We start from the raw sequence: 21,396 nt of genomic DNA, 5'->3' as shown, positions 1-21,396 counted from the left end.
CTATCAAGCTAACAAAATAAAATCCCCCCTAAAATGAAAAATGTGCTATTCTTTCTGTTTCCTCAAAGAAAAGGGTGACGTTTTTGTATGCCTATTTCCATAGGTGGGCTATATATTTATTACACAATACGACAGTATACTATCTTTTTCTAAACATGAAATTATGCATATTTAGAAAAAAACTACACTTAATAAATATTACATATAGTAAATGGAAACTTATGGTGTTATCCTTTTGAAAGGCGTAACATGTCAATCATTTTAGAAGATGTAGAGGCTCCTTGAAAAAGAAGTTCTTTTTTTCTGAAAAATGCATATTGATTCGACGTTAGTAATAAATATTCGTTTAGATGATTTTATGTTTTCTTAATTTATTCCTTTATATCTACAGTGATTATTTATTATAACAGTTTTTACATCTAAAATAAGATGTTTCAGCAAAGGGGAATATAACTATCTTTATAATGAGTTCCCAATATAATTAACGTGTTAACAAAAATGATATCTGTATTATTTTCCCCTTTTTGCTAACTAATACAGCTTCAAAAAATAGACACAACTGCTATATACTAATTGTAATTTATTATCTATTCATAATTCTGTTTATTCTGTCTTTCTAAAAATAAAAAAATATTAGACTCGCAAATATAAACGTTATAATGAGGGCGTCGAGAGGTAATCGGTTACCTACGGAGAAAATATCAAACATTTTAAAGTTGGACAGACTGAAACGATTAATTGCAGAAAGGTGCGTGACCAGAAGGGGGAATTTCTTCAAGATAGTGTAGTAGCAGTGGACATCGTATTAGCTGGTGTAAACAATATCATCAATGCTGACGAAGTATAGGGTTGGAGGATAAATGCCTCGCACATTAAGAGAGACAGCTTTAGGTGGAATCGTTTACAATATGGCGCATCTAGTAAGCGATTCATTTTTTAAGAATGGTCTATATTCTTAAGCCTAAAAAGAGACGTAAGAATAGGATACAAGGGGGATTTATTATATGAATGGGAATACTGCAAAAAAAATAGAATTTCAAGCTGAAAATACTGCAGTGAAAAATGAGAACTATCTAGATCCTAAAAAGTGGCATAAACAAGATACTACCTGGGCATTGAGCCTTTTTGGAACAGCAATTGGAGCAGGAGTACTCTTTCTACCTATTAATGCAGGTTCAGGTGGTTTATTATCATTACTGTTAATTACATTGCTTGCATATCCAGTTATGTATTACTCACATAGGGCGCTTGCTAAAATGATATACGCTTCTAATTCTGCTGATGAGGGGATTACAGGTACAATAAGAGAGTATTTCGGAAATAAGGCAAGTATCATTTTTAACATAGTATATTTCAGCTCAATTTACACAATCGTACTAATGTATTCGGTTGCGCTTACAAATACTGCAAGTAGTTTTATCGTGCATCAATTGCACATGCCGGAGCCTCCAAGGGCCATTCTATCTCTTGTATTAGTGCTCGGCCTTATCGCTATACTAAATTTTGGTCAAGATATTACTGTAAAGGTCATGAGTATGCTAGTGTATCCTTTCATAGCTTCTCTACTTTTTATCGCAATATCTTTGATTCCACAGTGGAATACGTCAATGCTTAGCTTTTCAACTGTTTCAACTGCTTCAACAGGAACAGGATATTTTGGAACGATATTGATGATACTACCGATCATCGTATTCTCATTTAATCATTCACCTATGATTTCATCATTTGTTGTGAAACAGAGGGCTACGTATGGAATAGAAGCTACTGATGCTAAATGTGCTCAAATACAAAAAGTTTGTTATATCATGACATTCGTTGTTGTTATGTTCTTTGTTTGGAGTAGCACACTAAGTTTGACTCCAGAGGATCTAAAAATGGCGAAAGAACAGAACTTATCAATCCTTTCATATCTTGCTAACGAGCTTAATTCGCCTGTAATCACAATTGCAGCTCCTATCATTGCTTTTGTGGCTATAACAAAGTCGTTCCTTGGCCATTATATAGGAGCATATGAGGTAATGCGTGACGTGATTATGAAGTTTGGTAAAACACGTGGAAAAGATATCGAAGAAAAAACAGTTAAGACAATGATCCTTACTTTTGTCGTATTAACATGTTGGTATGTAGCTTATGCAAATCCAAGTATTCTTGGAATTATTGATGCCCTTAGTGGTCCGTTAGTTGCTGCCATCTTATGTCTATTACCAATGTATGCGATTCGTAAAGTACCAGTACTGGCTAAATACAGAGGGAAAATGAGCAATGTATTTGTCATTATTATAGGTATACTTACTGTCTTAGCAAGTATTAAGTCATTATTCTAATTCGTTATTGTTAGTTCAAGTGCTAAAATAGTGGGATATGAATAAAGAATGAAAGAGATGATGGATAAGATAAATCCACATTCGAATTTTAAACAAGTAATTTAATGAGGGTTAAACTCTAATATAAAAAGACATGAACAAAGATTAGTTCATGTCTTTTTTGTGTGGACGTGATTGCTAGAAGAGCGTTTAAAGTAGCGGTAGTAAATAAAATGTTTTTACTAGGTATTTGAATAGAGGTAACTGGTCACCGCTTATGGGTAGTATAAACATAATCTCTCCGGTAAACCTTCTAATACTTCTTCAGGCACTTCCCTGACCTTAATATCCTTACCTAGGAAAAGTAGCCAATTTGTTATCTCTGTTAATTCATCGAGATTGTTAACATTGATAAAAGTCTTTAGAATGGCTGTGGATTGGTAAGGATTTGTATAGGAAATTGAAATTTTTAAAGGATGATATTTTTTGAACTGGGCAATCGCTTTTGAACCGAGTTCAAGTACAAGGTTGATTGCTTCGTCTTTCTTACTGAGTTTTTCTAAAATCTTTTTCTTACTTAATCTCTTTTTTGGCGTATAGGGTTCGACATTGATGAGATGATCGACAGGAAACATCTTCTTCTTTTCTTCTTTTACGTCAAAGCCTTCAATTATCCAATGGCTTTTTTCTTGATAAAGGTGTAGTAGATAAATTGGATAAGACTTGATTTCCGCCTCTTCTTTTAGGGTAATCAATAAATGGCTATCCAAAAGAAGGATTTGGATGAGTTTTTCTAACATAGGATGTGGGAGGTCAGAAAGCTCAAGCAAGTCGGGATTGTGGGGATTAGTCCCTTCAAAAAGTAAGAGCTGATTTAAAAGAACAAGGTCATCCTGCTGGATTTCTGAGATGAGTCCTAGTAGTTTTTCAGCTAAAGACTGACGACTCTTTAGATAGGGAAGTTGTTGATTTCTTGTGGCCATAAAGGCAATAAAAAGAGCTTTGACCTCGTTATCAGTAAAGCGAACAACGGGCAGAATAGAGTTATGCATAACAGAATATCCTCCATCTCTTCCAACTTCAGCGACAAGTGGCATCCCCATGGCTTCAATCTCTCTAATATCTCTAATAGCTGTCGATCGAGAGATATTAAATTCTCGTATGATTTCAGAAATTGTAAAGTGAGAGCGGTTATTGATATACCGCATGAGTGTATTAATCCGTTCAACTTTTTTCATGTTGGTCTCCTAAACAGTATCATTTTTTGACATGATTTAAAGTTATTATAAACTCATCAAGAGAAAAGATAAATTACTTGATTAATTTAAAAGTGAGGAAGGTTTTGAATATGAAAAATTATTCTTTAGAAGAAAAAGATAGCTTTATCGTGTTAGGTATTGGAACTGAAATTAAAAGTGAATACACAGACTTTGCTGGAATAAATAAAGAAAAGGAAGACTTTTGGTCAGCTGTTAAAGAAGATGGAAGGCTGGACACTTTAAAAGCTTTAGCTACAAATGATTACATTTTTTCTGTGAGTGAAGCGGTGAATAACAAGATGATGTATTATGCTGGTGTCATGACAGAGGCAACGATACAAGAAGAATCTAGAGTTATCCAGTTTCCAAGGGGAGAATATTTAGTAGTTAAAGGGGAAGGTAAGACGGCTGAGGAGCTAAGTAATAAGCTTACTGGCATTGCCTTTGGTCAAGTCTTACCAGCAGTAAATGATTTCGCCTATGTTGGTGGACCAAATACAACGGTTGAGATGGGGCAGCGAAACGGTTTAGTATTTGGTGAAATGTGGATCCCAGTTGTTAGGAAGTAAGGAGATTAAAGGAGGGGTGGAATTGTCCTGTATCGTTGATTTTAAAAATGTAACTATAGCTGGCTTTGAGTCTTCGCCTGTAGCAGAAGCGCTTGCTGGTTTACGTGCTCATGAAGCACGTTACTTTATGAACAAATACAAGTATGAATTTACGGTTGTACCAGCTAATGAAAGCGGGGAGACTCTTGATTATGTGAATCGCATTTTGAAAGAAGAACGTGATATTGAGTTTGCGGCCAAACCTTTAGAAACATCGTGTTTTCAAGTGGAAAATATTAAATTTGCTTATGTCTTTTATGAGGTTGGTCTTGCAGTCAACGTCATGTATACACTGGATACCCCAAAGAAGCGTGCTGTTGGATTTAAGCTTTCTGAAGGAATGGAGGTACCAAAGGAATTAGAAGATAAGTTTAAATTTGCTAGGCAAAAGTCTAAACTTGCTGGAACAATTCGAGGTTCGTTTTTTGTAATAAAAGGAGAATATAGTGTAAGTTGAAGAATCAGTCCTTTGTTATATTGAGTTGTTTTTTTTAAAGGCGCTATGAAGGCTAACAATCTTGAATTGGTAGCCTTTTTTTATATAAGTAAATAATATTTACAGTCTGCTACACACTACGTTCTTATATAATGAAACAAAAGGAAATTACTGTAAGGTGGTGGTGGGGTGAGCAAAAAAAGGCTACTTGAGTTATTCTTAGTAATTTTTGCTTTACTATTCCTTCAAGTAAGCACTTTTACCAATGAAAAATTGAACGATAAATTTGGTAACCTTACTTTCTTTGTTGTATTTCTCATGTTTTATATCAACGTTGCATTTGTAGAACGGTATTTTGATGATATACATAAGTGGATTCGAAATATCATATTTCCTCTTGCCCTGTTAGTAGTAGCTTTAATATCGCTATGGATAGGTTACTTTTAAATTCTTACTTCCGAGAACGGGAAATATGTGAAAACGAAAGTCCTTCAGTAAAAAAATGGAGGACTTTTCATCGTCTTCAAAATACGTTGAATCCCGATAATAGTACACTATATTAACTTTATATGAATAGGCATACATTAATCCTGTTCTCTCGTTAGTCATGATAAAATGAACGATAAGAAATTCATGTAAGATAAAGGGGGAAGATTCATGGTCAGTTTTAGTACTTTGCTAGCTTTTGCAATTGTTTCACTTAGCATGGTTTGTTCACCTGGGCCTAACATGATTTATCTCATTTCTCGCTCGATTACGCAGGGGCGTATGGCAGGATTCATTTCTCTTTTGGGTATCATGCTTGGCTTCATAATCTATATAATCGCAACAATGTTCGGACTTACAGCCCTTTTCCTTGCTGTTCCGTCTCTCTATGAAGCAGTTAAGTGGGCAGGTGCTGCTTACTTACTCTGGCTCGCATGGAATTCGATTAAGCCTGGTGCTACATCTATTATGGAACCTCGTACTATTGCTATTGAGCCGCCACAGAAATTATTTCTAATGGGACTTATGACGAATCTTCTGAATCCTAAGATTGCTATTTTGTATGTGTCACTTCTACCTCAATTTGAAGATCCTGAGAAAGGATCGTTGCTTCTACAAGGTGCAGTTCTGGGCTTTACGCAAATAACGGTTAGCTTTATAGTCAACCTCTTAATTGTATTTACAGCAAGTAGAGTTGCCAAATGGTTTGGCACACGCCCAACGTGGCTGCGAGTGCAGCGTTGGCTTATGGCAAGCGTCTTGACAGGTCTTGCTGTACGTCTTGCTTTTGAACGTCGACAGTAAGAGTCTTCTTCGGAAAATTTACCATCTTTTTGAAACGATTGTAAGGGGAATAAGAATGATATTAAAAATAAAGCCAGCTACTGTATGTTCTTACTTTTACCTAACGTTTTTTCAAAAATGGTAGTAGATGCTGTTTCTTTTTTAGAGGATACGGTAGGAATACCGTATTTTTTTATTTTAGGTACTCTTTTTATAATATGATCATATTATAAAAAGGGAGGAGGATATGAGTGCCTAAAATTGTTGATCAAATACAAAGGAAGAATCAGATAGCCACTGCTACTTGGCGTGTAATATTAGAAAAAGGTATTGATAAAGCTTCTATACAGCAAATCGCTGGCGAAGCAAACATTTCGGTTGGACTTGTTCAGCATCATTTTTCGTCTAAAAATGAATTAATTCATTATGCAATGAATTTAGTATTGAATCGAATGGAAGAACGGGCAAGCACTCGTACAAGTGAATTTAAGGGAACGAAAGAAGAAGCGCTTAGAAGATTAATGAAATTTATTATTCCTTCTAATAAAGAAGAAATGTTGGAAGGGAAGGTTTGGATTACATTTTTGGGTATATCCTTTAGTTCCCCAGAACTTATTGAACTTCGGAAGAAAATGGATGACCATACGAGGTATCTTATGGGAATAATTCTCGATTTAATGAGGGATCTAGGATACGTCACAGCAGGTCACAATAGAGAATTTGAATTAGAGATACTGTACGGATTTATCGATGGGCTAGTAATTCATGTCCTTCAAACACCAGATTCATATCCAGAAGAAAAAGTAAATCAACTTATTGAGTATTATTTAAAAGAAAAAAAGAGGGATTAATCGCATGAATAAAGTTTTCATTATTATTCTTGTAGTCGTTATTGTATTGATTATTAGGCAGCTTATCCCGAAGAAAGTAGATAGCTTCGATCTTCTTGGTATACCAATCATGGCTATAATCAGAACTTGTATGGGTCTTCCAAATAGATTAGACTTTATCATTACAATAGAATTAATTAGCTTGCTTATATTAGGAGCGATAGTTGGTTATTGGCAAGCTAAGAGAGTGAAAGTTTTTCATCATAACAATCAATTATGTAGTGTTGGAGGCTATACGTATATTATCGGATGGATTATTATGATTTTGGGCAGGATTATTATTTTATTGTTGTTCAATCTTAATTCGCTCATATCGACATTTCATGCGGGACAGGAACAGTTTACGAGTGAAATAATTAAAGTTCTTTCTCATGCTGGAGATTGGTTAATATGGTCTACTATTCTTGCATCTTCCATCATGTATACCGTTACCTTATATAAGGATCACCCGGATATCAAGAAATTAATACAGGTTCGTTTTAAAGAAATAAAACAACGAATAAAATATTAAATTAACTAATTGTTGTTTTATGGGCTATTGTCAGCAAGCTAAAAAAACAAATACTCCCAAATAAGCTGTTTTGTTACAAGTTAGTATAAAATTTCGCTTAGGGGGGATTATGAGATTTTAGTTTAATAGCGATAATAAATTAAAGAAATCCCTCTAAACGAATTAGAAGGGTTTCTTTTGTGTCCATCTTATATACATTCCACATAGAATCATTGATTAATTCACTACAATTTATGTTGTTTTTTTAATCCTCCAAATTCAATAGCAGTTAACCTGCAGTTTCTATAATATAACCTAATAAATGTTAATATACGTTATATATAATAGATATTTACCTTATAAAATAAGGGGGAATATTATGAATGAAACAAACGCATCTTCAGGAAGCAATTTAAAAAAAGATGTAAAATTTTCTATTATAATCCCTGCACATAATGAAGAAAAGTACATTAGAAAATGTTTAGATTCGATTGCAACGGCATCAGAGGCATATAAAGATCAAATGGAAGTCATAGTTGTTTTAAATCGTTGTACAGATAAAACAGAGGAAATAGCAAAATCTTATAACTGTATTACATTAAAAAATAACGATAAAAACTTATCTAAAATCCGAAATGCAGGGGCTAAAATAGCTAGTGGAGAAATAATCGTTACTATAGACGCTGATACCATAATGACAGAGTCTATGTTGTCTAATGTAGATAAATATTTAGCTTCAGGTAAATATATTGGTGGTGGGGTAAATGGGAAGTTTGAAAGAATATCTTTAGGAATATTCTTTTCCGCAATTTTAATAATAATCCCCTTACTTTTTAAGTATGGAGCTATATCTGTAGGGATTTTTTGGTGCTATAAAAAAGACTTTATGGCAATCAACGGATTTAACGAAAATATGCTTATGGCAGAAGATGCAGATTTCGCTAAACGGTTAAAAGAATGGGGAAAGCAAAATAATAAGAAATTCGGTACCATTAAAAATGGAATGATAACTTCATGCAGAAGATTTGATACATATGGAGACTGGGCGTTGCTTAAAAACCCAAAAGTAATTTTAGCTTATCTAAAAGGAAATGATAAAAAATATGCAGATAAAACATATTATGATAACCAAGAAAGATAAAAATAGAGAAAATTGGTAGAGAATAGCTAAGACTCTTTTAGATATAATGAGAAGCCGATAAAATCTTGTATCATGCTTAAACTTAGTTATAAAAAATGAATAGATATTACAAGAAAACCATCAATTTGATGGTTTTTATTTTTTTATAAAAAATATTTTTTGACCCCCATAAAACTATGTACCCCTCCGAATATGTATAGTGAAGAAAATAAATAGAAGAAAAAATGGTTATAAAAGAACATTGAAACTTGTGTCAAATTGTTAGATTAAGCGGGGAATTCGAAGGTAAAAGCTAAAATTACCAAAAATATAGAGAAGAGTTATTTAAAGATTGCAGATAAAATAGGAAAAGAGTAGGCAAAACAAGCGAAAGAAAATAAGAAAGTAGATTAAAATACAAATTTAATTTTTGTGCTGACAGAAAAGAATAGTCATTAAGAAAACGGTGAAATAAGTTCGTACCGAAAAATATGAGTAACGGCAAGAAGACAAACCCAAAGAAAAGTACCAAGAAAATGTGGTTAAATGGTCACTTGTTTAGTGGCCATTTTGCTATTTGAAGGAGGCTGGGAGATTACTAGTGTTGAGTTTAGTAATGAAGATCTTAAGAAAACCGAAAATAGAAGATGTCGTATGTAACATAAAAAACAACGAAGTAGATAAAGAAGCGTTTATCGTACAGTATCAGCCTTTTATTAGAAAATCAATCTCATCTGTCTGCCGCAGGTACATTACAGAGCAGGATGATGAATATAGCATTGGATTGTTTGCGTTTAACGAAGCAATTGAACAGTATTCATATAAAAAAGGAAAATCTTTTCTAGCGTTTGCTGATCTTCTTATAAAAAGAGATGTAATTGACTATATACGCAAAGAGTCTAAGCATAATCTTGTCTTTTTAAAAGAAGATAAGCAAGAGGAAATGTTAGAAATGCAAGTGTCGCTTACGGAGTATATGAAAGAGATGGAAAATAGTAACCGTAAGGAGGAAATTCTTCATTTTCAAAGTGTGCTAACTGAGTTTAAAATTACATTTTCAGAGCTTGCTAAAGAATCTCCTAAGCATCGTGATACGCGTGAACATTTAATAGAAATAGTAAAGATAATTATAAAAGATGAGGAAATGATGGAAGAGCTGTTCCGAAAGAAAAAGCTACCGCTTAAACATATTGAACCGCGTGTTAGGGTAAGTCGTAAAACGTTAGAGCGGCATAGAAAATATATCATTGCAATGTGTATTATCTTTGCAAACAGTTATACATACATTCTTGATTATATAAGAGGAGGGAAGCATGATGAATAAAGGAATTGTAATGGATATACAAAAACATAGCGTAGTTGTTTTAACACCAAATGGAGAGTTTATTACGTGTAAAAGAAAAGCGGATTCTTACATGGTTGGGGAGGAAATCTCATTTGATCAGCAAGAGCAAAGAGCATCGCGTTTTTCGATCCCTTCTTTCTTAAAGTCTGCATCATTACTTGTTGCTTGTTTTCTATGTGCGTTGCTATTTTTCTACAACCAACCGGAAGAAAAAGTATTTGCTTATGTCTCAGTTGATATAAATCCAAGTGTAGAGGTGAGCATAACAAAGGATCTTCGTGTTATAGATTTGCAAGCTTGTAATGATGATGGAAGGCGTATTTTAAAAGAATTGAAGCAATGGGAAAATAAACAATTGCAAGACGTAATACGTACTATTATAAAGCAAAGTCAAGAGGATAAGTATTTAACGAATGATAAGCAAGTTATGCTAACAGCTGTTGCAAAGGACAAGTCACTAGAACCACAGTTGGAAAAGGCTATGCAAGAATTAAAGAAAGAGTATGAGATAAAACATGTTACAGTCGTATATCAAAGTAGTACGTTGCAAATGAGAGAGAATGCTAAGAAAGCAGGAATTGGCACAGGTGTCTATATAAAGCAAGAGAATGAGAAGAAAAAATCGCTTACTCCACCTGAGTCATCGTCTAATCAGGTGGAAAACCAAGAAGAGATACAATTGCAGCCAAAGCCATCTCCTGATGCATCACCAGATTTGTCTTCTGTAAAAGAAAAAAAAGACGAGAAGCCAGAGCATAAAGAACAAAAGAAAACAGAGGAACAGCCACCTAGGCAAACAAAAGAAAATAGAGGGAATCAACAAGAAAATAACGGTAGAGGATCTCAGCAAGAAAATAGAGGGAATCAACAAGAAAACAATGGTAGGGGATCTCAGCAAGGAAATAATGGAAACCAGCAAGGGAACAAGGGTAGAGGATCTCAGCAAGGAAATAATGGAAACCAACAAGGAAACAACGGTAGAGGGTCTCAACAAGGAGATAATGGAAATCAACAAGGGAACAGCGGAAGAGGGTCTCAACAAGGAAATAATGAAAATCAACAAGGGAACAATGGTAGAGGGTCTCAACAAGGAAATAATGAAAATCAACAAGGGAACAATGGAAGAGGGTCTCAACAAGGAGATAATGGAAATCAACAAGGGAATAACGGAAGAGGGTCTCAACAAGGAAATAATGAAAATCAGCAAGGGAACAATGGTAGAGGGTCTCAACAAGGAAATAATGAAAATCAACAAGGGAACAACGGAAGAGGGTCTCAACAAGGAAATAATGAAAATCAGCAAGGGAACAATGGTAGAGGGTCTCAGCAAGAAAATAGAGGACATCAGTAAGGGAATGAAAAGAAGAATCCATAGAAAATGGAAGTGAGAGATTTATTTCAAAGCTAAAAGGATTTATTATTCTATATTTCTATTAAGAAGGAGTATGTAAAAATATAATGGAGAAAAAAATTCAACAAGAGAAAGATAAATCAAAACCTATTTTTTATGATTCTAAAGGAAGAAGAAAGAAAGCTTTTAGTTGGTTTCTATGTATCTCAATAGTTAGCATAAGTATTGTATTTTATTTTTTCTTTCAAAGTATTTTCTCGACACCAGAAATTCCAAATATGAATTCTTCTGTAAAACAAGATACTAAACTGGTACCTATTAATCAAAAACTTAGCGACGAGCAGTTAAAGAAAGAAGAATTCAAACCTAATACCGAAATGAAAAACGATGGAAATTTGGTGAATGCAACGAGCGATAGTAAACAAACGAAAGAAGTTTATGGTTTTTATGTCAACTGGGATGAAAATAGTACTGCTTCTTTAAAAGAAAATATCGATTCATTAACCACATTAGTACCGGAATGGTATCACTTAAAAGAAGACTTAACAATTAGTAGTGAGATAAAACCTGAGATTGTAAAGTTAGCAGAAAAAAATCATGTGAAAATTATGCCTTTACTTACTAACTATACAGAGAAAGCTTCTGGTCCTGATAGTGAACTTATTCATAAATTACTGAATTCTCCAGATCATGTAAAGATAAAGTTTATTAACGATTTAGTAAAGCAAGTTGAAAAGAATCAATTTTCAGGTATTAATATTGACTTTGAGGCAATACCTGAAAGTGATAGAGAAAACTTAACAAATTTCATGAAAGAACTTACTACGGTCTTTCATAAACATCATTTGCTTGTTACGCAAGATGTCCCTGCTAATGATAAGGCCTTTGATTATGGTGCCTTAGCCAAAGTAATAGATCGTATGATTGTAATGATGTATGACGAGCACTATGGAGCAGGGGTACCAGGACCAATTGCTTCAAATAAATGGTTTGAACATACGCTCAATGAACTAAATATTCCGTCTGAGAAACTTATAGTTGCTTTCGGTAACTATGGATATGATTGGGAAGTAAATAGCAAAGAACCTGCGAAGTCTGTAACTTTCTCAGAAGTTATGACAATGGCTCAGGATTCAAATATAAAAATTCAATGGGATAAGATTAGTGGAAACCCTTATTTTCGATATAAAACAGGCGAGACAGAACATACTACTTGGTTCTTAGATGGTGTTACTCTTTATAATCAAGTGAAAATCGCAATGAACAACAATGCGAAGGGATTTGCATTATGGAGACTAGGAGCAGAAGATCCTACTATATGGAAAGCTCTAAAAAATCCTATTGAGGTACAAAAAAATCCTGATGCATTACATAAAATCGATAGTTTAGATGAAGTGAATTATTCTGGACAAGGCGAAATTTTGCAGGTTGAGAATGAGAGACACAATGGATTGAGAGATTTTAAAGTAGACGAAAATGGTTATTTTACAGATGAAGTGTATCAATCACTGCCGTCTGCATATGAAGTGCAACGATATGGAAAGCCAAAAGGAAAACAAGTAGCATTAACATTTGATGATGGACCAGATCCGAAATATACGCCGGAAATTCTAGATATATTAAAAGAGTATAAAATAAAAGCTGCCTTTTTTGTACTTGGTGAAAATGCACAACTAAATCCTAGTATTGTTAAAAGAATATACGATGAAGGACATGAAATTGGCAATCATACCTTCAAGCATCCTAACGTCGCTGATACGTCTTTACTACGTACAAAAATAGAACTTAATACAACTCAGCGCCTAATTCAGGAAATAACTGGACATTCTACGGTTTTATTTAGGCCACCGTATGAAGCAGATGCTAACCCGGATTCATCAAATGAAATACTGCCTATTTTGCGTGCACAAAATATGAACTATACGATGGTGGCAGAAAAAGTGGATCCTGAGGATTGGGCGACTCCATCCACAAATGAATTAGTAAAGCGTACTCTTAATCCCATTTATAAAGGGGAGGGAAATGTTATTCTTCTCCATGATGCAGGAGGGAATCGTACCCATACGGTAGAGGCGCTGCCGATGATTATTAAAGATCTTCAAAAGAATGGATATAGTTTTGTAACAATTTCAGATTTAATGAATAAAGAACGAGATGAAGTTATGCCTCCCGTTTCTTCTGAGGGTAAGCAATATCTATTTTACAATAAAGCTATCTTTTCAGGAATGGGATATGCAAAGCATATATTAACAACTATTTTTTATATTGCTATTGGATTAGGTATTTTCCGATTCCTATTTTTAATATATTTTGCATTCAAGCAGAAAAGAAAAACAAAATCTCGTTTATTTGCTAATTCGTCTTATCAACCTTTTGTTAGTGTTGTAATAGCGGCATATAATGAAGAGAAGGTTATAGCTAAGACTATTCACTCAATTTTGGATAGTAATTATAGAGAGTTTGAAGTTATTGTCGTTGATGACGGATCGAAAGATGGTACGTCAAAAGTAATTCAAGAAACATTCTATAAGCATCCTAAAGTGCGTTTAATTCAGAAAGAAAACGGCGGGAAATCATCGGCAATGAACTTAGGGTTTCAACAATCACGAGGAGAAATCATTGTCACTTTAGATGCGGATACTATTATTGCGCAAGATGCTATTTCTCTAATGATTAGACACTTTGAAGATCATAATGTAGCGGCAGTTTCAGGGAATGTTAAAGTTGGGAATAGACAGAATTTATTGACTACTTGGCAACATGTTGAGTATATTACAGGATTTAATTTAGAACGCAGAGCTTTTGATGAGTTAAATTGTATTACAGTAGTTCCTGGAGCTATTGGAGCATGGCGTAAAAAGAATGTAGTTGAATCTGGATATTTAAGCGAAGATACATTAGCAGAAGATACGGATCTTACTATAACGTTTTTACGTCAAGGGCATAGAATTGTATATGAAGAAAAAGCATATGCTTATACGGAGTCACCTGAAGATGTGAAAAGTCTCATTAAACAGCGATATCGTTGGTCATATGGTACACTCCAATGTCTTTGGAAACATCGCAAAGCGTTGCTTAATCCAAAACATAAAACTTTAGGGTTTATTGCATTGCCCAATATGTGGTTATTCCAATATGTTTTGCAATTCATTGCTCCTTTAGCAGATATATTAATGATTATGGGGTTATTTGGTAGCAATCCACTAAAAGTTTTGGGATTCTATCTTGTATTCTTTTTAATGGATCTTCTCGCTTCTCTGTTTGCATTTAAATTAGAGAGGGAGAACCCTAAACCATTAGTATGGTTAATTTTACAACGCTTTATTTATCGTCAATTTATGACTTATGTAGTAATTAAATCTATATTCTCGTCAATTCGAGGAGTAGCAGTAGGGTGGAATAAACTAAAGAGAATGGGAAGTGTTGAGCATTCCCCTGAACATAAGGAGGCGTCATAAGAGAGCAGAGAATCTGCTCTCTTTTTTATTGATTTTAGTTGGTTGAAGCTAGAGTAGATGTAACATAAAACCTTCTGCGTCCATAACGAAATTTCTATTCATTACTGATAGTGAGACGTTATGTTAAGACACTCCTTTGTTTTCGGACTAAAGTTTTTTTATATTTTTTTAAAATGACGGACACAAAAATGTATATACTTTCGAATTATATATATGGATATCATTAATATTTATATAAAAGGGGAGAAAAAATATGAAAAAAACAAAAGAAATGTATGAAGAAATCGCTGAAGTATTAAAGGTATTGGCGCATCCTGTCCGTTTATCTTTAGTAAAAATAATGCTTGCAAAAGGCGCTACGAATGTAACAACAATGTATGGGGATTTACAAATGCCCCAAAGTACAATTAGTCAACATTTATCCAAACTAAAGGCTGCTAAAATCGTAACTGGTACTCGAAAAGGATTAGAAATTTATTATGAGGTAACGGACAATCGTACAAAAGCGATATTGGCAAGTTTAGTTTAAATGCTGACTTTCTAGACTTCAAAATTAAGAAGAGGATAGGAAAGTAATTCTGTGGCTATAATTTTTTAGAAATTTATATAAGAGCTATATTTATAAGAATATGTAATTTTCCTTCGCTACAGTTAATTCCTTTGAGAAATAAGCTTTTTTCATTTTAGGGGTATTTTTTGTTAGCTTAATAGTGATATGGCGATACCCCTATTATAAGATTTCAGAAGAATTCTTGACATAGAAGATGTAACAAAGTTGATAGGGTTCTTTTAGTCATTTAATCTTTTTATTTGATGGTCTTTTCCCCATTCAAATAGTTCATCCATAATTTGCATTAAAGATTTTCCATGTGCGCTTATTGTGTACTCAACCTTTGGTGGTACTTCTTGATATACAGTACGATGGATAATTCCATCAGCTTCAAGTTGCCGAAGTTGTTGTGTAAGAACCTTTTGCGTAATGTTTGGAATTTCTCGTTTTATTTCATTCGTTCGCATTTTTCCATCCATCAAAATACATAATATATGAACTTTCCATTTTCCACCGATTACTTCGAGTGTCGTTGCGATTGGGCAATCATCATTTTGATTCATTTAACACCTCCAAAGGTACCTCAAGGTTCCTATAGCACTTGAAAGTACGTACTTTTCAATTATATGTGACTCATTCATACTAATACTAAAGCGTTTGAATTATTTATAAGGGGGAAGAAAATATATGAAAACACTTGTAATTGTAGCACATCCTGATATTGAAAAGTCTCGAATTAATAAAAGATGGGTAGAAGAACTTGAGAAATATTCAGATGAAATTACAGTGCATGAATTATATAAAGCGGCACCGAATTGGGAGTTTAATGTTGAAGAGGAACAAAAGCTGTTAGTAGAACATGACCGATATATATTTCAATTTCCACTCTACTGGTATAGCTCACCACCGTTGTTAAAAAAATGGTTCGATGATGTATTAACATATGGATTTGCTTACGGATCTAAAGGGGATAAAGTGCAGGGGAAAGAGTTTGGTGTAGCTATTTCTATAGGTGGATTAGAAAAAGACTATGAAAATAGCGGTATCACAATGGCTGAGTTAACAAAACCTTTTCAAGCAACATGCTTATACACGGGAATGGAGTTTATTCCTTCCTTCTATTTATATGGTGCAGAATATGAAATCAGTGATGAAGAGATTGAAAAAAGTGCACCTGAATATGTGAAATATGTTATGAACAAGAAGTATTCTAATATATAAGGAAAAATAGCCATTTACTTGCTAAGTAGATGGCTATTTTATATTTGTTTTATATTCACTAAGTGTAATCTTTAGCAAATTAATAGTTAATCTAGTAAAATAAAAAACCTAATATATATAAAGGGGAGTTTTACTTGAGAACGATGCGACAATTATTACAAAAGAGAGCAATGCAATCACTGAATATGGAAGCACTTGTCGGGGGAGAGAAAAGGTATTCGTTTCAACAATATAATGAACGAGTAAACCAGCTTGCACATTACTTGTTACATTGCGGTGTGCAAAGAGGAGATCGCATAGGGATCTTATGCAAAAATAATCATCCGTTTCCAAGCGTTATGATGGCAAGCTTAAAAATTGGAGCGGTATTTATTCCACTTAATCATCAGCTTACTGCTTATGAATTAGAAACGATTGTAAAAGAAGCAAAATTAAAAGTATTAGTTATTGATGATGAATTTAGTGAAGCTTTATTAAAAATTGAAGCAGTTAAAGAAATTCCTTATGTAATTGAGACGACAAAAGAAGGCTTTGGCTCATTTGAATTAAAATTAAAGGAACAGCCAATAACAGAACCGAACGTGGAAGTTCATGAAGAAGATGATGCCATTTACTTGTTTACTTCAGGAACGACTGGACAGGCAAAAGCATGTGTAATTGGTCATAAAAACTTACACCATTATTTTACTGAGATTGCGGGGCAAAGAGAAATTCCAGCAGGTGAACGCTTTTTATCAGTGCACCCATTGTTTCATATGAGTGGCGTGCTTTCTATTTTAAATTGTATTTATCATGGCGTTACGATGATTTTCTTAGCTGATTCGAATCCTACTCTTATTTGGGATAAGATTGAAGAAGAAAAGATTACTACGATGCTTGCATTCCCAGCTGTTTATAGTTATATGCTTGATGAACTAAATAAACAAGAGCGTAACATTTCGACTTTGAAAGTAGCACAAAGCGGTGGTACAAAAGTACCGGAAACGCTCATTCAAAAATATATGGAAAAAGGAATATACATGGTGCAAGGCTATGGTAGTACAGAAGGTTGGGTCGTAACTTCATGGCATCCAAATATGGGAAAAGAAAAAATGTCTTCTGTAGGGAAAACACTTAAGCATGTAGAGTTAAAAATTATTCATCCAGAAACGGGTGATGAACTAGCAACGAATGAAGTTGGAGAGATCCACGTAAGAAGTCCTTACATGTTTAAAGGATATTGGAATAACGAAAAGGCGACCGAGAAGGTAATAAAAGATAATTGGTTTAACATGGGTGACGCCGGTATGATAGATGATGATGGATTCCTACATATTATGGGAAGATATAAAGATGTTATCGTACACGGTGGTGACAACGTATATCCAGATCAAGTAGAAGATGTAATTCATGAAATAAATGGAGTTTTAGAAGTTGCAGTAGTTGGGATTCCAAATGATTTTTGGGGAGAGATTCCGACAGCTTACATTGTAAAAGACATTCAAACATCTTTAACAGAAGAAGAAATTATTCAGCATTGTAAAGAAAAACTAGCAAGCTATAAAATACCAGAAGTTGTATTTATGGACGAATTACCGAAAAACGCTTTAGGGAAAGTGTTGAAGAGAGAGTTACGGGATGTAGTTCTTGTGAAATAAAAGGTTATTAAATAATGAGGAATCCAGTTATGTATAAAGCATAACTGGATTTTTGTTTATAAAAAACATAATAATTTACTAGATTTTGTATTTTGTGTAAGATAATAAAGAATATTCAATTAATAATTCGGAGGATGAGATGTAATGAAGCTGCCACTATTACAAGTAGAGACAGAGAGACTGATTATCCGTCCATTTCAAAAAGAGGATTATGAAAGTTGGTTAGATGGCTTCAATAAGAGGTTACCATCTCAATATAAATACGATGATGGCTATCATGATATGTCATCTTCAACACAAGAATGGTTTACGGAATGGATAAGAGGATTTGATGAGGCGGCACGACGGGATGAAATGTACGTTCTAGGTATTTTTCAGAAAGAAGATGGCGCCAATATTGGAAAGCTAGAACTTATAAAGATTTTACGTATGGACTATCAATGGGCGATGATGGGCTACTCTATTCATAATCAATATTGGAAAAATGGATACGGGGTAGAAAGTGTAATAGCTGTGCTGCCGTTGTTTTTTTATAGTCTTCAATTTCATAGAATCGAATTACATATACATGTTGATAATGAGCCATCCGTTCGTCTTGCAGAAAGAGCAGGTTTTTCATTTGAATGTAAGAGAGAAGCATTTTCTCAGGAGAATGGTAAGTGGGCAGATTTTCTCATTTATTATAAAAATAAGGAGCTAGATATATGAGGGTACTTATTACAGGTGGAAATCGAGGATTAGGGTTACAGTTAGTAAAGGTATTTCATGAAAATGGACATATCGTTTATCCGCTAGTTAGAAGTGAGGAAGCAATAGGACAATTGAATAAGGTCTTTACTTCGAGATGTTTTCCTATATTAGCAGACTTGTCAGATGATGAGAGTACTGAGCGTATTAAGGAGCAAATTGGAGAGTACACAGAGCATATTGATCTAGTTATTAATAATGCTGGAATTACTGGAAAGGAAACTGAGATTTTACGTACAAATTCAGAAGAGTTAATGGAACTATTTAACGTTCATTGTTTAGGTGTTATTCGAGCTGTAAAAGGTACATAGGTGGCTTTAACTAAGTCGAATCAACCGAGAATAATAAATGTATCCTCTCGTTTAGGTTCATTACATAAAATGGCCGGAAAAGAATTTCCACAAGGGCAGTTCTCATATTCATACCGGATCGCAAAAGCTGCACAAAATATGTTAACGCTCTGTTTACAACAAGAGTTTGCGGATAAAGGAATTCGTGTAACCGCAATTCACCCTGGAAAATTAAAGACTGACATTGGTGCTTTTGATGCGAATATGACTCCTGCTGAAGGAGCTCAAAATATATATGATTGGGTAATGGATTCAAATGAGGATGTTTCGGGTAAGTTTATTGAGCCATGTATAGGGGAGTTGAAGTGGTAATGTACGATCTTACAACCATTCAAAATATATTTGGACCTTCAAAAAAATTTTAAAAGAGGATTAGGGGATATGAGAATGAAAAAAGTAAACGTAGTCAATTATGATGCATTTAGTAATAAACAGAACATGGGAAATCCAGCAGGTATTGTATTAGAAGGAGATGGATTAGCGGAAGAGGAAATGCAACTCATTGCTGAAAAGGTCGGATTTAACGAAACAGCTTTTGTTCTTTCTTCAGAAGTAGCAGATGTAAGAATTCGCTATTTTACGCCTGGTCATGAAAATGATTTATGTGGTCATGCGACAGTAGGGACTATATATGCACTTCATGAAAGAGGATTATTAGAAGGGAAACACAATTTAACAATTGAAACGAAGGCAGGGATTTTGCCGATACATATAGGTGCGAATAAAAGTGGGGAAACTTTTATTAAAATGAGACAAGCAACACCGCGGTTTCAAAATTTTACAGGTTCCAAAGAGGCATTAGCTTACAGTATTGGTCTTGAAGGAAATGATTTAGATGAAAAATTACCGATTGTATATGGAAGTACTGGTATTTGGACTTTAATTGTACCTATTAAAAAACTTGAAGCATGTGAAAGGATGAAACCTAATAATAGTGAATTTCCATCTGTATTAAAAGAAATGCCAAAGGTTGCTATTCATCCACTTTGCTTGGAGACATATGATGCAGAAGCAAAAATGCACGGTCGTCATTTCTCATCACCTTATTCTGGAACAATAGAAGATCCAGTGACAGGAACTGCTTCAGGTGTAATGGGAGCGTATTATGCAACGTATTTGGAGAAAGATTTTGACCATGAACTGGAGTTAATCGTTGAGCAAGGACAGGAAATAAATAAAGATGGTCGTGTGAAGGTTTATGTAACGAAAGATGTAGAAAATGAGAAGTTACAAATAGGTATTGCGGGAACTGCAGTCTATGTGAAGGAGTTTGAAGTTTTAATTTAAAAGAGAAAAGCCGGTCGTATAGCCGGCTTCCTTATCTGTTCAACACTTCAATATACGAAGCATCCCCAGCTGTTCTTATAGTAGAGCGAAAATTATTATTTTCTAACGTCACAGCAACTTGTTTTAATTGTTGTGCATCATCATGATGAATAAGTAAGCTGTCGGAACCACTTTCTTCTATATGAATATGCTCAACATTTCCAATCGCTTCATGTATAGCTTTTAAAAATTCAGGTTTCATATTGTCCTCCTATATGTATGTAATGTCGTTAAATAGTATTTCCTTATTTTTGAAATATAAAAGTAAATGAAAGGAGAAATGAAAATGAATATAACGCAGTTTAAAGAACATATTACATCACTTTTTGAAGAGCATCTTAATAAATACGGTGATGACGAGTATGGCTTCACTTATATTAGTAAAGAGGAATTTCACAAAATAGGTTACACAACAAATTTGACGCTAGAAACAATTGAAGAAGCATATCGAAATGGGGTTGATATGATACTTACACATCATGCACCGTGGAGTTTTTTATTCGGTATGGAAGAGGCTTGTATTGAGAAATTAAAAGAATATGAAATGAATCATTTTTGGATTCATTTGCCGTTAGATTTTGTAAAGTTTGGCACGTGTACGTCATTATTTAACGAAATTGAGATAGATACAATACTGGAATATTCTACGTATGAGGAAGAAGAGCTACCGGGAATAGGAGAATATAAAGAAGCGATTCCCTTTTCAAACTTAGTTGAAAAACTTGAAGAGAGAATGGAAGAGAAAGTGAAGAGTTGGGAAAATCATGACAGACCAGTGAAACGGATTGCGATATTAACAGGTGCAGGAAACAATACAAATCTTATTGAGCGTGCACTAGAAAAAGGTTGTGATACGTACATAACAGGAGAAAAAACATTATATACAGTACAACATGCGAAATTTAAAGGCATTAACCTAATTGTAGGTAGTCACACGTTTACAGAAGTGTTTGGTGTAGAAAGTTTGGCTCGTAAATTAAAAGAAGTAGATCCTGCAATAGAAAATACTAGATTAAATGAAGAGCATTTGGAGTGA

The 21,396-nt window shown here is 34.1% G+C and carries 20 protein-coding genes and 1 pseudogene; 18 read left to right on the top strand and 3 right to left on the bottom strand.

All coding sequences use genetic code 11. The features are described 5' to 3' along the window. The first annotated feature begins 1,004 nt into the window (after positions 1–1,004). Positions 1,005–2,324: an aromatic amino acid transport family protein gene (locus JDS80_RS06905; RefSeq protein WP_199637634.1), complete on the top strand. Its 1,320-nt coding sequence runs from the start codon at positions 1,005–1,007 to the stop codon at positions 2,322–2,324. 254 nt (positions 2,325–2,578) lie between these two features. Here JDS80_RS06905 and JDS80_RS06900 read toward each other — a convergent pair whose 3' ends face one another. Then, a complete protein-coding gene (locus JDS80_RS06900; RefSeq protein ID WP_199637632.1) occupies positions 2,579–3,541 on the bottom strand; it encodes a helix-turn-helix transcriptional regulator in 963 nt (320 codons plus the stop codon). 110 nt (positions 3,542–3,651) lie between these two features. Here JDS80_RS06900 and JDS80_RS06895 point away from each other — a divergent pair, with 110 nt between their 5' ends. The 11 genes from JDS80_RS06895 (at position 3,652) to JDS80_RS06845 (ending at position 15,058) form a co-directional block, all read left to right on the top strand. Then, positions 3,652–4,131, top strand: a complete 480-nt coding sequence (locus JDS80_RS06895) for a GyrI-like domain-containing protein (protein WP_199637629.1) — start codon at positions 3,652–3,654, stop codon at positions 4,129–4,131. Next, positions 4,118–4,627, top strand: a complete 510-nt coding sequence (locus JDS80_RS06890; protein WP_199637627.1) for a phage tail protein — start codon at positions 4,118–4,120, stop codon at positions 4,625–4,627. Before JDS80_RS06895 ends, JDS80_RS06890 begins: the two co-directional genes overlap by 14 nt. Before the next feature lie 168 nt (positions 4,628–4,795). Further along, positions 4,796–5,053 carry a DUF3963 domain-containing protein gene (locus JDS80_RS31370; RefSeq protein ID WP_199637625.1) on the top strand — a complete coding sequence of 86 codons (258 nt, stop codon included), beginning with the start codon at positions 4,796–4,798 and terminating at the stop codon, positions 5,051–5,053. A gap of 210 nt (positions 5,054–5,263) precedes the next feature. Further along, the gene (locus JDS80_RS06880; protein WP_071771917.1) at positions 5,264–5,896 is read left to right on the top strand and encodes a LysE family translocator; all 633 of its coding nucleotides are present in this window, start codon (positions 5,264–5,266) and stop codon (positions 5,894–5,896) included. Positions 5,897–6,126: 230 nt separating this feature from the next. Beyond that, positions 6,127–6,726: a TetR/AcrR family transcriptional regulator gene (locus tag JDS80_RS06875; protein ID WP_071771916.1), complete on the top strand. Its 600-nt coding sequence runs from the start codon at positions 6,127–6,129 to the stop codon at positions 6,724–6,726. Between the two features lie 4 nt (positions 6,727–6,730). Continuing rightward, positions 6,731–7,276 carry a hypothetical protein gene (locus tag JDS80_RS06870; RefSeq protein ID WP_199637623.1) on the top strand — a complete coding sequence of 182 codons (546 nt, stop codon included), beginning with the start codon at positions 6,731–6,733 and terminating at the stop codon, positions 7,274–7,276. A 358-nt stretch (positions 7,277–7,634) separates the two neighbouring features. After that, entirely contained in the window at positions 7,635–8,396 is a 762-nt protein-coding gene (locus tag JDS80_RS06865) for a glycosyltransferase family 2 protein (protein WP_071747518.1), read from the top strand. Positions 8,397–8,976: 580 nt separating this feature from the next. After that, positions 8,977–9,699 (top strand): RNA polymerase sigma factor SigI, encoded by a 723-nt coding sequence (gene sigI / locus JDS80_RS06860; protein WP_199637621.1) that lies wholly within the window; start codon positions 8,977–8,979, stop codon positions 9,697–9,699. Beyond that, on the top strand, positions 9,689–11,071 hold the full coding sequence (locus JDS80_RS06855) for an anti-sigma-I factor RsgI family protein (RefSeq protein WP_199637619.1): 1,383 nt from the start codon (positions 9,689–9,691) through the stop codon (positions 11,069–11,071). The genes sigI and JDS80_RS06855 overlap by 11 nt, the downstream gene beginning before the upstream one ends. 107 nt (positions 11,072–11,178) lie before the next feature. Next, positions 11,179–14,529 carry a trifunctional glycoside hydrolase family 18/polysaccharide deacetylase/glycosyltransferase family 2 protein gene (locus JDS80_RS06850; protein WP_199637617.1) on the top strand — a complete coding sequence of 1,117 codons (3,351 nt, stop codon included), beginning with the start codon at positions 11,179–11,181 and terminating at the stop codon, positions 14,527–14,529. 253 nt (positions 14,530–14,782) lie between these two features. Continuing rightward, positions 14,783–15,058 carry an ArsR/SmtB family transcription factor gene (locus tag JDS80_RS06845; protein ID WP_071747511.1) on the top strand — a complete coding sequence of 92 codons (276 nt, stop codon included), beginning with the start codon at positions 14,783–14,785 and terminating at the stop codon, positions 15,056–15,058. A 260-nt stretch (positions 15,059–15,318) separates the two neighbouring features. Here JDS80_RS06845 and JDS80_RS06840 read toward each other — a convergent pair whose 3' ends face one another. Continuing rightward, on the bottom strand, positions 15,319–15,642 hold the full coding sequence (locus JDS80_RS06840) for a winged helix-turn-helix transcriptional regulator (protein ID WP_071747510.1): 324 nt from the start codon (positions 15,640–15,642) through the stop codon (positions 15,319–15,321). A 124-nt stretch (positions 15,643–15,766) separates the two neighbouring features. Here JDS80_RS06840 and JDS80_RS06835 point away from each other — a divergent pair, with 124 nt between their 5' ends. The 5 genes and pseudogenes from JDS80_RS06835 to JDS80_RS06815 all read left to right on the top strand — a co-directional run bounded on the left by JDS80_RS06835 (position 15,767) and on the right by JDS80_RS06815 (position 20,321). Further along, positions 15,767–16,300, top strand: a complete 534-nt coding sequence (locus JDS80_RS06835; protein WP_071747509.1) for an NAD(P)H-dependent oxidoreductase — start codon at positions 15,767–15,769, stop codon at positions 16,298–16,300. Between the two features lie 134 nt (positions 16,301–16,434). Next, positions 16,435–17,937: a class I adenylate-forming enzyme family protein gene (locus tag JDS80_RS06830; RefSeq protein WP_071747508.1), complete on the top strand. Its 1,503-nt coding sequence runs from the start codon at positions 16,435–16,437 to the stop codon at positions 17,935–17,937. A 144-nt stretch (positions 17,938–18,081) separates the two neighbouring features. After that, positions 18,082–18,645: a GNAT family N-acetyltransferase gene (locus JDS80_RS06825; protein ID WP_071747507.1), complete on the top strand. Its 564-nt coding sequence runs from the start codon at positions 18,082–18,084 to the stop codon at positions 18,643–18,645. After that, positions 18,642–19,346, top strand: a pseudogene (locus tag JDS80_RS06820) (SDR family NAD(P)-dependent oxidoreductase). The gene JDS80_RS06825 and the pseudogene JDS80_RS06820 overlap by 4 nt, the downstream one beginning before the upstream one ends. A gap of 75 nt (positions 19,347–19,421) precedes the next feature. Next, complete coding sequence (locus tag JDS80_RS06815; protein WP_199637615.1) at positions 19,422–20,321, top strand: PhzF family phenazine biosynthesis isomerase; 900 nt, start codon at positions 19,422–19,424, stop codon at positions 20,319–20,321. Positions 20,322–20,352: 31 nt separating this feature from the next. Here the strand turns inward: JDS80_RS06815 and JDS80_RS06810 are convergent, their stop codons facing one another. Beyond that, complete coding sequence (locus JDS80_RS06810) at positions 20,353–20,562, bottom strand: hypothetical protein (RefSeq protein ID WP_071747504.1); 210 nt, start codon at positions 20,560–20,562, stop codon at positions 20,353–20,355. An 84-nt stretch (positions 20,563–20,646) separates the two neighbouring features. Here JDS80_RS06810 and JDS80_RS06805 point away from each other — a divergent pair, with 84 nt between their 5' ends. Next, on the top strand, positions 20,647–21,396 hold the full coding sequence (locus JDS80_RS06805) for a Nif3-like dinuclear metal center hexameric protein (protein ID WP_098888719.1): 750 nt from the start codon (positions 20,647–20,649) through the stop codon (positions 21,394–21,396).

The sequence above is a fragment of the Bacillus cereus group sp. N8 genome, assembly GCF_016483685.1.
Taxonomy (GTDB): Bacteria; Bacillota; Bacilli; order Bacillales; family Bacillaceae_G; genus Bacillus_A; species Bacillus_A proteolyticus.
Note: the sequence above shows the minus strand (reverse complement) of the source record. Positions and strands in the feature narration are given on the sequence as shown.

What these genes read in the sequence shown, in the direction of transcription:
- JDS80_RS06905 (WP_199637634.1), top strand. Translation starts at nt 1,005, where the DNA reads ATGAATGGGAATACTGCAAAAAAAATAGAATTTCAAGCTGAAAATACT.
- JDS80_RS06900 (WP_199637632.1), bottom strand. Translation starts at nt 3,541, where the DNA reads ATGAAAAAAGTTGAACGGATTAATACACTCATGCGGTATATCAATAAC.
- JDS80_RS06895 (WP_199637629.1), top strand. Translation starts at nt 3,652, where the DNA reads ATGAAAAATTATTCTTTAGAAGAAAAAGATAGCTTTATCGTGTTAGGT.
- JDS80_RS06880 (WP_071771917.1), top strand. Translation starts at nt 5,264, where the DNA reads ATGGTCAGTTTTAGTACTTTGCTAGCTTTTGCAATTGTTTCACTTAGC.
- JDS80_RS06870 (WP_199637623.1), top strand. Translation starts at nt 6,731, where the DNA reads ATGAATAAAGTTTTCATTATTATTCTTGTAGTCGTTATTGTATTGATT.
- JDS80_RS06865 (WP_071747518.1), top strand. Translation starts at nt 7,635, where the DNA reads ATGAATGAAACAAACGCATCTTCAGGAAGCAATTTAAAAAAAGATGTA.
- JDS80_RS06855 (WP_199637619.1), top strand. Translation starts at nt 9,689, where the DNA reads ATGATGAATAAAGGAATTGTAATGGATATACAAAAACATAGCGTAGTT.
- JDS80_RS06850 (WP_199637617.1), top strand. Translation starts at nt 11,179, where the DNA reads ATGGAGAAAAAAATTCAACAAGAGAAAGATAAATCAAAACCTATTTTT.
- JDS80_RS06845 (WP_071747511.1), top strand. Translation starts at nt 14,783, where the DNA reads ATGAAAAAAACAAAAGAAATGTATGAAGAAATCGCTGAAGTATTAAAG.
- JDS80_RS06840 (WP_071747510.1), bottom strand. Translation starts at nt 15,642, where the DNA reads ATGAATCAAAATGATGATTGCCCAATCGCAACGACACTCGAAGTAATC.
- JDS80_RS06835 (WP_071747509.1), top strand. Translation starts at nt 15,767, where the DNA reads ATGAAAACACTTGTAATTGTAGCACATCCTGATATTGAAAAGTCTCGA.
- JDS80_RS06825 (WP_071747507.1), top strand. Translation starts at nt 18,082, where the DNA reads ATGAAGCTGCCACTATTACAAGTAGAGACAGAGAGACTGATTATCCGT.
- JDS80_RS06815 (WP_199637615.1), top strand. Translation starts at nt 19,422, where the DNA reads ATGAAAAAAGTAAACGTAGTCAATTATGATGCATTTAGTAATAAACAG.
- JDS80_RS06810 (WP_071747504.1), bottom strand. Translation starts at nt 20,562, where the DNA reads ATGAAACCTGAATTTTTAAAAGCTATACATGAAGCGATTGGAAATGTT.
- JDS80_RS06805 (WP_098888719.1), top strand. Translation starts at nt 20,647, where the DNA reads ATGAATATAACGCAGTTTAAAGAACATATTACATCACTTTTTGAAGAG.